Below are 9,685 nucleotides of genomic sequence, written 5' to 3' on the forward strand. Positions count from 1 at the left end.
CACCCACGTCGCCCTTAACGAGCACGAAGGCGTTGGTGCCGGTGAGGAGGGAATCGAGTTCCGACCAAGCGCTATTGCCATCAATGGCACGGCGCATCAAGGTGTTTTTGGTCACCTTGCAGACACCGTTGCTGGCCTGCAGACGAGTCCGCAGATCAGACATTTCCTTGATGGACAGACCCTTGTAATCAAGGACCAGCGCCATTTCGGCCTCGCCAAGGAGCTGCTTCAGCTCTTCGACGATCTGTTGCTTGTTCTCCAGAGTGCGGCCCATGGTTAAGGATCGGATCAGGGGAACAAGCCGGGAACGCAACCCCAGTACCGGGCGGTACTCGAGGGCTGCGGCTCGCTTCACCCAACCCGAACTCCCGAGGGAGCCCTGGTGAGAAAAACTGTCGCGGACACCTCGGCAGGGTTTAAGGACTCAGGTTCTGCGAGCAGAACAGGAATTCGACCTGCTGTCTTGGGTAGGGCGCGTAACCCTTCTGGCATTAGCCAGAGAAAGAACATACAACAAAGCCCCCGCCGGGGCGGGGGCTTTGCGCAGAGGGACGGGGACGATCAGCCCTCTTGCTTGATGTCCTGCAGCGCAGACACATCCACTTCCACGGAAGGACCCATGGTGGAGGTGATGTACAGGCTCTTCCAGTAGCGACCCTTCGCACCGCTGGGCTTGTTGCGGTCGATGGTCTCCTGCAGCGCCTTCAGGTTGTCCAGCAACTTGGCAGCGTCAAAGCTGGCCTTGCCGAAACGCACGTGGACGATGCCGGTGCGGTCAGCGCGGAACTCCAGTTTGCCGGCCTTGAACTCGCTGATGGCCGAGGCCAGGTCGGTGGTGACGGTGCCGGCCTTGGGGTTCGGCATCAGACCACGGGGGCCGAGGACACGACCGAGCTTGGCGACCTTGGGCATCATGTCCGGGGTCGCGATCAGCAGATCGAACTCCATCTCACCCTTGGAGATGGTTTCGACCAGATCGTCGTCACCAGCCAGATCAGCACCAGCGGCCTTGGCCTCAGCGACCTTTTCACCGCGAGCGATCACAGCGATGCGAATGCTCTGACCGGTGCCGTGGGGCAGGGCCACGGTGGTGCGCAGCTGCTGGTCGGTGTACTTGGGGTCGATGCCGAGGCGAGCGTGGGCTTCGACGGTCTCATCGAACTTGGCGGTGGCGTTGGCCTTCACCAGGTCGACAGCCTCTTGCGGGGCGTAGACGCGTTCTTCAACCTTGCCGACGGCGGCGGAATAGCGCTTGGAGAGTTTGGGCATGTCAGGAATGGGGTGCAGACGAGCTCAGGAGCTCTCCCCCGCTAAGGAACAGAAAGGAATGGATGAGCCGGGATGAACCCGAGACTCAGTCCTTCACAGCCACGCCCATGTTGCGGGCGGTGCCTTCGATGATGCGCATGGCCGACTCAACGCTGGTGCAGTTGAGGTCGGGCAGCTTGGTCTTGGCGATCTCTTCGAGCTGTGCGCGGCTGATAGCCCCGACAGAACCCTTGGAAGAGGTGGCGGCACCCTTGGCGATTCCGGCTGCCTTCACGATCAGCACGGAAGCGGGAGGGGTCTTGGTGATGAAGGTGAAGCTGCGGTCTTCAAAGACCGAGATCTCCACCGGAATCACGTATCCGGCTTTGTCCTGCGTCCGAGCGTTGTACTCCTTGCAGAACGCCATGATGTTGACGCCGTGCTGACCGAGGGCAGGGCCCACCGGCGGCGCGGGGTTTGCTTTGCCGGCGTCGAGCGCCAGCTTGATCACAGCTACAACTTTTTTTGCCATCGTCCTGGCGTCTTGAGCAATCTGCGGATCCGCGACCCTAGGGCAGCGTGTGCGGCGGACTCCGAAAACCGAAGCACCGCCTTAGGCCGCCCTCCGCAGGGAGACGGCCGCACGGGAATCAGCTTTGTTTGCTGATCTGGGAGAACTCGAGTTCCACCGGGGTTTCCCGGCCAAAGATCGAGAGCAGAGCCTTGAGCTTGTTGCGATCGCCCGACACCTCGATGACTTCGCCTTGGAAGTCTTTGAAGGGACCAGCGGTCACCAAGATTTGATCGCCCTCGGTCAGATCGACCTTCACCACAGGCTTCTTCTCGGCAGCCCGCTTGAAGATGCGATCCACCTCCTGACGGCTCAGGGGGCGAGGCTTGATGTGACCACGGACCTTGCCGGTGGCACGGCGATCTTCCGCACCCACGAAGTTGATCACGTTTGGGGTGCTCCGCACCGCCATCATCGTGTCCTCATCGAGGACCATCCGAACCAAGACGTAGCCGGGGAAGACCTTCTCTTCGGTGCTGGTGCGGCTGCCGTCCTTCTTGAGTTTGACCGCGGGGGTCTGGGGGATCTCGATCTCGAGGATGCGGTTGTCCACGCCGAGGGTGACGGCCCGCTGCTCGAGGGTGGCCTTGACTTTTTTCTCGCAGCTGGAGGCCACCTGAACGGCGTACCAGCGGGCAATCAGAGCCCGGCCTTCCGAGTCAGCGGCGGGAGCTGCGGGTTCGGCGTCGGCAGCCAGATCCGCCGCGGCGAATTCTTCAGTGGTCAAGTCGACGTCGGACACGGGCAAAGGAAGGAGAGGGCGAAAGATTCAGCGGGTCAGCGGAACACCTGGGAGCTTCCCCAGCTGTAGAAGCGATCGACGGCAGCGATCGCAAAAGCCGAAATGGTGACCATCAAGATCACCGCGACTGATTCACCAAACAGCTGCTGACGGCTCGGCCAGACCACCTTGCGCAATTCAGCGACGGTGTCTGCCACGAAGCCGGTCTTCACCGGTTCGGTGGCGGCGGCCTCGTCGGACTTGACTTGTGGTTCGGTCTGGGATTCCACGGATGAAGATTCCACAGGGGAAATCAGGGCCAAGCCTCATGGGCAGAGCATGAAGCCTGCTGAGCCTTCAGCGGGCCGCGCGGCGTGTTGAGCCCACGCGCCGGCAAACAAACACACTAACGGATGTCCTATTCAGGGCCTGAGATGGGTTTGAAGCAGAGGGCCTGCTCGCCTTCGCCCAGGCTGACCTGAACGGCCGCCGCACCCAGGAAGCGCTCCTCGAGCAACTCGGTGGCCAAGGGGTTCTCGATCTGGCGCCGCAGCAACCGGCGCAGGGGCCGCGCTCCGTATTCCGGCTCGTAGCCCTGCTCCGCCAGCCAGGCCACGACCGGCTCGTCCACCTGAAGCGCCAGTCCCTGCTCTTGGAGCAACTGCGCCAACTCGAGCACCTGCAGGCGCACGATCCGTTGCAGGTCGGCCGGCCCCAAGGGCTGGAAGCGGATCACCTCATCGATGCGGTTGAGGAATTCCGGCCGGAACTGGCTGGCCAGGGCTCGCTCCACCTGCTCCTCGAGCGCCGAGGCGTCGGCCTGGCCGCGGGCGGCATCCAAGATCGCTCGACTGGCCAGGTTGCTGGTCATCACCACCACGGTGTGGCGGAAGTCGACCGTGCGGCCCTGGGAATCGGTCAGACGTCCGTCATCAAGGACCTGCAGCAGGACGTTGAAGACATCGGGGTGGGCCTTCTCCACCTCATCAAGGAGCAACACGGCATAGGGACGCCGGCGGACGGCTTCGGTGAGCTGACCGCCCTCCTCGTAGCCGACATAACCCGGAGGAGCCCCGAGCAGGCGGGCCACGGCATTGCGCTCCATGAACTCGCTCATGTCCAGGCGCACCAAGGCCTCTTCCTCATCGAAGAGGGACGCCGCCAGGGCCTTGGCCAGTTCGGTCTTGCCCACACCGGTGGGACCGAGGAAGAGGAACGAGCCCACGGGACGGCGCGGATCCTTCATGCCCGCACGGGCGCGGCGAATCGCCGCGGCCACGGCACCGACGGGCTCCGCTTGTCCGATCACCCGCTGGGCCAGGCGCTGCTCAAGCTCCAGCAGCTTCTGGCGCTCACCCGCCAGCAGGCGCTGAACGGGAATCCCGGTCCAGCGGGCCACCACATCAGCGATGTCCCCCTCTTCCACCTGTTCCCGCAGCAGGGACTGCCCGCTCTGCTGACTGGCCTGGAGTTGCTCCTCCAACTCATGACGGCGCTGCTGAACGCCGTGGAGCTGGTCGTACTGGAGCCGGGCGGCCTCTTCGAGGTCACCATCGCGTTCGGCCTCGGCGATCTGCAGGCGCAGGGCCTCGTCATCGGCCAGGAGCTGGCGCAGCTCCGCCAGCTGCTCCCGCTCGGCGGACCAGCGCTCCTGCAGGCCCTGCAGGGTCTCGCTGACCTGCCGTCGCTGCTGCTGCAGCGCCACCCGTTCGGCCTCTGGGGCGCTCTCCGCCGAAAGCAGGGCCAACTCAACGCGGCGTAGATCGCTCTCGGCCTCCTCCACCAGACGCGGCTTGGAGGTGACCTCCATCCGCAGCTGGGCAGCGGCCTCATCGATCAGGTCGATGGCTGAATCCGGCAGGCAGCGATCGGAGATGTAGCGATCGGCAAGCCGAGCCGAGGCCACGACAGCGCCATCGGTGATGGCCACCCCGTGGTGCAACTCGTAGCGCTCCTTCAGGCCCCGCAGGATCAGGGTGCTCTCCTCAAGGCTGGGCTCCTTGATCAGGACCTGCTGGAAGCGCCGGTTCAGGGCGGGATCCTTCTCAACGGTGCGGCTGTACTCCTCCGGGGTGGTGGCACCGATGCAACGCAGGTCGCCCCGGGCCAAGGCCGGCTTGAGGATGCTGCCGGCGTCGCTGTTGGAGCGCTCCGGGCCCACCACGTTGTGGAGCTCGTCGATGAACAGGATCACGCCGCCCGCCTCAGCGCCTTCGGCGTCCCGCACCTCCTTGAGCACGCTGCGCAGGCGCTCCTCGAATTGGCCGCGGAACTTGGCGCCAGCGATCAGGGCGCCCAGGTCCAGGGAGACCAGCCGCTGGCCCTTAAGGGCATCCGGCACTTCGCCGGCGACGATCCGCTGGGCCAGCAGCTCAGCGATGGCGGTCTTGCCCACGCCCGGCTCGCCGATCAAGACCGGGTTGTTCTTGCCGCGGCGCGACAGCACCTGCATCAGACGCCGGATTTCGGTGTCGCGACCAATGACTGGATCCAAGTCACCCGCCCGGGCGGCGGCGGTGAGATCCCGTCCGAACTGCTCGAGGGCCGTGGGCTCCTGCTCAAGCTTCAGGCCGTTCTCATCGGTGGGGGCGGGCTCGACGACTGTCCTGCTGGGAGCGGGACGCGCCGGAGCAGGCGGCTCAACGACCGCTTGCGGCGGGGGACTGCTGGCTGCGGGCGCAGGCCTGGGAACGGAGCGACGCAGGTCCTCCTGGGTCAACCCCTGCTGTTGCAGGAGGGCGCCGGCAATGCGGCGATCGTCCAGCAGGGCCGCCAACAGATGGGGGACATCGATGAAGCGCGAACCCCACTGGCCCCGCTGGCGATCGGCCTCCTCCAGAAGCAGTTCCAGGTCCTCGCCGACGAACAGGTCCCTGGCACTGCTGGTGGGCTGATCCGCGCAGAAGTCATCCAGCTGATCCAGCAGACGCGAGGCATCGAGGGGCAGGGGATCCACCCAGGCGGCGTAGCGCTCGTCATTCAGCAGCACCTGCAGCAGGTGCTCCACGTTCATCTCGCCGTGGCGCCAGCGGCGGGCCTGCTCCTGGCTGGCCAGCAGGAGGTCCCAGCCGGCATCGCTGAAGCGATCAGGAACCGTGGTGAGGCTGGCGGGGCCAGCGGCGTAGGAATCAGGCCGCATGGGCGCGAGAGCTCATCTCAATCAGTTCAACCTTGTAGCCGTCGGGGTCCTCGACGAAGGCAATGACGGTGGTGCCGTTCTTCATCGGGCCCGGTTCGCGCACCACCTTTCCCCCCTTGGCGCGGATCTGGTCGCAGACGCCAACGATGTCGTCCACACCCAGGGCGATGTGGCCATAGCCGCTACCGATGTCGTAGCTGCTGGTGTCCCAGTTGTGGGTGAGCTCCAGCACGGTGTGGTCGCTCTCGTCTCCGTAGCCCACAAAAGCCAGGGTGAAACGCCCCCCGGGATAGTCCTTCCGGCGCAACAGCCGCATCCCAAGAATGTCGGTGTAGAACGCGATCGAGCGCTCCAGGTCGCCGACCCGCAGCATGGTGTGGAGAAGGCGCATCCGGACTGTTCTTGACGGCCGCATTCTGACCAAAGTCAGCGGATTGGTGCCAACGGTCACCAAGGCCCCCGGCAGGGCGACCCATAAGATCCCTGCAAGGACTCATGTTGTGCGTTAGGCCGCTGTGATCGACACCCTCGACCTCGTCATCGACACCATCGTGGCCCGGGAGGTTCTCGATTCCCGTGGCACACCGACCGTGGAAGCCGAGGTGATGCTGGAGGGCGGAGCCAGTGGCCGCGCCATCGTTCCCAGCGGCGCCAGCACCGGTGCCCACGAAGCCTGTGAACTGCGGGACGGCGGCAGCCGCTACTGCGGCAAGGGTGTGCTGCAGGCCGTCAGCAACGTTGAAGAAAAAATCGCTCCGGCCCTCTGCGGCCTGAGTGCCCTGGACCAGGGCACCGTTGATGCCGCGATGCTCGAGCTCGACGGCAGCGACAACAAGAGCGCCCTGGGCGCCAACGCAATCCTGGCGGTGAGCCTGGCCAGCGCCCGCGCCGCCGCCAATGGCGTTGGCCTGCCCCTCTACCGCTATCTGGGCGGCCCGATGGCCAACCTGCTGCCGGTGCCGTTGATGAACGTGATCAACGGTGGCGCCCACGCCGCCAACAGCCTGGACTTCCAGGAATTCATGCTGGTGCCCCACGGCGCACCCACCTTCCGCGAGGCCCTGCGGATGGGCACCGAGGTGTTCCACACCCTCAAGGGTCTGCTGAAGGACAAGGGCCTGAGCACCGCCGTCGGCGACGAGGGCGGCTTTGCCCCTGACCTGGGCAACATCGAAGCCGGCGACATGCTGGTTCAGGCGATCGAAAAGGCTGGCTACCGCCCTGGCGATCAGATCTCCCTGGCCCTGGACGTGGCCAGCACCGAATTCTTCAAGGACGGCCGCTATGCCTTCGACGGCGGCAGCTACACCAGCGCCGAGATGGTCGACCAGCTGGCCGCTCTGGTGAACCGCTTCCCCATCACCTCGATCGAGGACGGCGTTGCCGAAGACGACTGGGAGGGCTGGGCCCTGCTGACCGAGAAGCTCGGCAAGACCGTCCAACTCGTCGGCGATGACCTGTTCGTGACCAACAGTGCCCGCCTGCAGCGCGGCATCGACCTGGGCGTGGCCAACTCGATCCTGATCAAGGTCAACCAGATCGGCACCCTGACCGAGACCCTGCAGGCGATCGATCTGGCGGGCCGTGCCGGCTACACCAGCGTGATCTCCCACCGCTCCGGCGAGACCGAGGACACCACCATCGCCGACCTGGCCGTGGCCACCCGCGCCGGCCAGATCAAGACCGGTTCCCTCAGCCGCAGTGAGCGCGTGGCCAAGTACAACCAGCTGCTGCGCATCGAAGACGAACTGGGCAGCCAGGCCGTCTACGCCGGCGCCGAAGACCGCGGCCCCCGCGGCAAGGCCTGAGGCCAACTGGAGCCAGGCTCCAACCGAACCAAGATCCCGGGACCTGGATCAGCCAGCCCGGGATTTTTTTATGGGCGGCGCTTAGGAATTGCCGAGCTTGTCGATGCGGGCGTCGCGCTTCAGGCGGGCCTGCAGCTTCAACCAGCTGAGACCCACCGGAACCCCGGCCACAACCGGAATGATCGTCAGCAGCGGCCGGGCGCTGGAGGCGAGCAGGGCCGCAGCGACGGCAAAGGCACCCAGCAGGACCGACTGGCCAGCGCTCTGCTGGCTCAGGGCCAACCGACGCAGCAGACGGTCGGTCTCGCCGGCACGGATCTGAACCTGGAGATCGCCCTGTTCAATGCGGCTGAGGCTGTCCTCCAGACGCTGGGGCAGACCGAGGGCACGGCTGCCCACCTCCACCGCCTGGCGACCCAACTGGTTGAAGAGATCGTTGGGGCCGTTGCCGCTGGCGGTCATGAGGGGAAGCAGATAGGGGCGGGCGATGGCGACGAGGCTAAAGCTGGGATCCAGGCTGCGGCCGACCCCCTCAAAGGTGGAGAGGGCCCGCATCACAAAGATCAGCTCCGGGGGCAGACGGAAGGGCTGCCCATAGACCAACTCGTAGAGGTCGCCGGAGAGTTTGTCGAGGATGTTGGCGGAGAAGGGAGGGGTCAGGGCCTCCGCGAGCATCACCCGCACGAGGCGACGGACCGGACCGGGATCGATGTCAGGGGCGATCACCCCAGCGGCTTGCAGCTCACGCACCAAGCCCGAGGCATCGCGTGCCGCCGCCGCCGTGACCATCCGCCCCAGGCGACTGCGCAGGCGCTGAGACAAGGTCCCGACCATGCCGAAGTCGTAGTAGATGAGGGCCCCATCACGGGCTACGGCCAAGTTGCCGGGATGGGGATCGGCGTGGAAGAAGCCGAAGCGCACCAGCTGCTGCAGGTAACTGGCAGCACCTTTCTCGGCGACCGCCGAAGGGTCGATGCCAGCCTCGATTAGGGCCTGGCGGTCGTTGATCTTGATCCCGGGGACGTAGTCGAGGCAGAGCACCCGCCGGGTGGTGAGTTCCCAGACCACCGCTGGGATGCGAATGCCCGGATCATCGAGAAACTGCTGCCGGAAGCGGGCGGCGTGCTCGGCCTCCAGACGGAAGTCGAGCTCACGCAGGAGCACACGACGACATTCCTGAGCGATGGAGACCCAATCGCGTCCGACGCCCCACTGGGGATGGCGCTGCAGCACCGCCGCGACCTGTTGCATGACCTCGAGGTCGAGGCGGAACAGACGCTCCAGCCCGGGGCGTTGGATCTTGAAGACCACCTGCCGGCCACTGCGAAGGCTGGCGCGATGGACCTGGGCCAGGCTGGCGGCCCCGAGGGGTTGTTCCTCGATATCAATGATCTCGGCGCAGCGCTCCCCCAGCTCCTGCTCCAGCAGCGACTGGGCCGTGTCGAAGGAGAAGGCCGGGACGCTGTCCTGCAACCGGGAGAGTTCTTCAACCCAGCTGGCCGGCAGCACATCCGGCCTGGCCGAAAGGAGCTGACCGAGCTTGATGAAGGCTGAGCCCAGCTCCAGCAACTGGGCCGTGAGCCAACGGGCACGACGCTTCTGGCGACGCTCCTGCCCCTCCTCACTGACGCCCCCTGGATAGCTCCAGGACTGGGCATCCCACCAGAGGAAGGCCAACAACTGCAGAACGGCACCCCAGATCCGTAGGGAGCGAAGGGCGCTCGCCAGGGCCGGGCCAAGGCGACGCATCAAGCGGGCTCCTCGAGGCGGCGGGCAAGCCGCGTGACCTGGGCGCGCAGCTGATCAATCTGCGTCTGGGGATCTGCCGCTGGTGAAGACGAAGCCATCGGGGACTCCGCTGCCGGCACCTCCTGATCTCCGTGCTCCAGCCGCTGGGCTTCGAGCTCCACCTCTTCTTTAAACAGGTCCCATTCCTGACGCAATCGCTCGGGGGCGTCCTGGGCCAGGACCGCCAGACCAGCTGCGGCGTCCGCCAAACCACTTCCCAGGCGGGCGCTCAGACGATTGAGGGCCGCCTGCACCAGGGTCTGAGGCTCACTCATGGCCGGCCGCTTGAGAGTCACCCAAATCGTGGCAGATCAGAGCTACTGAAGGGGGGGCAAATCCAAGAGGGGAACCGATTGCTGCGGAGCCGGTGCTGCAGGCTGCGGACGCGGTGCAGGCGCCTGGACCTGAGG

10 protein-coding genes are annotated in these 9,685 nt (G+C 65.5%); 1 reads left to right on the top strand and 9 read right to left on the bottom strand.

Annotation, left to right across the window (positions count from 1 at the left end; all coding sequences use genetic code 11):
* The 7 genes from QZ189_RS09485 to gloA all read right to left on the bottom strand — a co-directional run.
* A partial coding sequence (locus QZ189_RS09485; protein ID WP_296421629.1) for a 50S ribosomal protein L10 occupies positions 1 to 274 on the bottom strand: 274 nt, incomplete at its 3' end.
* Positions 275 to 561: 287 nt separating this feature from the next.
* A complete protein-coding gene (gene rplA, locus QZ189_RS09490; protein ID WP_247476792.1) occupies positions 562 to 1,269 on the bottom strand; it encodes a 50S ribosomal protein L1 in 708 nt (235 codons plus the stop codon).
* 85 nt (positions 1,270 to 1,354) lie between these two features.
* The gene (rplK, locus tag QZ189_RS09495) at positions 1,355 to 1,780 is read right to left on the bottom strand and encodes a 50S ribosomal protein L11 (protein WP_010313529.1); all 426 of its coding nucleotides are present in this window, start codon (positions 1,778 to 1,780) and stop codon (positions 1,355 to 1,357) included.
* Between the two features lie 118 nt (positions 1,781 to 1,898).
* On the bottom strand, positions 1,899 to 2,516 hold the full coding sequence (gene nusG, locus QZ189_RS09500) for a transcription termination/antitermination protein NusG (protein WP_296416260.1): 618 nt from the start codon (positions 2,514 to 2,516) through the stop codon (positions 1,899 to 1,901).
* Positions 2,517 to 2,596: 80 nt separating this feature from the next.
* Positions 2,597 to 2,830 (bottom strand): preprotein translocase subunit SecE, encoded by a 234-nt coding sequence (gene secE / locus QZ189_RS09505; protein ID WP_232197212.1) that lies wholly within the window; start codon positions 2,828 to 2,830, stop codon positions 2,597 to 2,599.
* Between the two features lie 128 nt (positions 2,831 to 2,958).
* Positions 2,959 to 5,679, bottom strand: a complete 2,721-nt coding sequence (locus QZ189_RS09510; RefSeq protein ID WP_296421630.1) for an AAA family ATPase — start codon at positions 5,677 to 5,679, stop codon at positions 2,959 to 2,961.
* Positions 5,669 to 6,070 carry a lactoylglutathione lyase gene (gloA, locus tag QZ189_RS09515; RefSeq protein WP_010313533.1) on the bottom strand — a complete coding sequence of 134 codons (402 nt, stop codon included), beginning with the start codon at positions 6,068 to 6,070 and terminating at the stop codon, positions 5,669 to 5,671. Before gloA ends, QZ189_RS09510 begins: the two co-directional genes overlap by 11 nt.
* A gap of 124 nt (positions 6,071 to 6,194) precedes the next feature.
* Here gloA and eno point away from each other — a divergent pair, with 124 nt between their 5' ends.
* A complete protein-coding gene (eno, locus tag QZ189_RS09520) occupies positions 6,195 to 7,487 on the top strand; it encodes a phosphopyruvate hydratase (RefSeq protein WP_010313534.1) in 1,293 nt (430 codons plus the stop codon).
* Between the two features lie 81 nt (positions 7,488 to 7,568).
* Here the strand turns inward: eno and QZ189_RS09525 are convergent, their stop codons facing one another.
* Together QZ189_RS09525 and QZ189_RS09530 are read right to left on the bottom strand one after the other, a co-directional pair.
* Entirely contained in the window at positions 7,569 to 9,236 is a 1,668-nt protein-coding gene (locus QZ189_RS09525) for an AarF/ABC1/UbiB kinase family protein (RefSeq protein ID WP_247476790.1), read from the bottom strand.
* Positions 9,236 to 9,550 (bottom strand): hypothetical protein, encoded by a 315-nt coding sequence (locus QZ189_RS09530; RefSeq protein WP_247476789.1) that lies wholly within the window; start codon positions 9,548 to 9,550, stop codon positions 9,236 to 9,238. The genes QZ189_RS09525 and QZ189_RS09530 overlap by 1 nt, the downstream gene beginning before the upstream one ends.
* Positions 9,551 to 9,685 lie beyond the last annotated feature (135 nt).

This window comes from Vulcanococcus sp. CPBay_Sum15L08_68, assembly GCF_017855895.1.
In the GTDB taxonomy this organism is placed as follows: domain Bacteria; phylum Cyanobacteriota; class Cyanobacteriia; order PCC-6307; family Cyanobiaceae; genus Vulcanococcus.

Coding starts and splice junctions, on each gene's coding strand:
- QZ189_RS09525 (WP_247476790.1), bottom strand. CDS start 9,236: ATGCGTCGCCTTGGCCCGGCCCTGGCGAGCGCCCTTCGCTCCCTACGG.
- QZ189_RS09510 (WP_296421630.1), bottom strand. CDS start 5,679: ATGCGGCCTGATTCCTACGCCGCTGGCCCCGCCAGCCTCACCACGGTT.
- gloA (WP_010313533.1), bottom strand. CDS start 6,070: ATGCGCCTTCTCCACACCATGCTGCGGGTCGGCGACCTGGAGCGCTCG.
- QZ189_RS09530 (WP_247476789.1), bottom strand. CDS start 9,550: ATGAGTGAGCCTCAGACCCTGGTGCAGGCGGCCCTCAATCGTCTGAGC.
- rplK (WP_010313529.1), bottom strand. CDS start 1,780: ATGGCAAAAAAAGTTGTAGCTGTGATCAAGCTGGCGCTCGACGCCGGC.
- rplA (WP_247476792.1), bottom strand. CDS start 1,269: ATGCCCAAACTCTCCAAGCGCTATTCCGCCGCCGTCGGCAAGGTTGAA.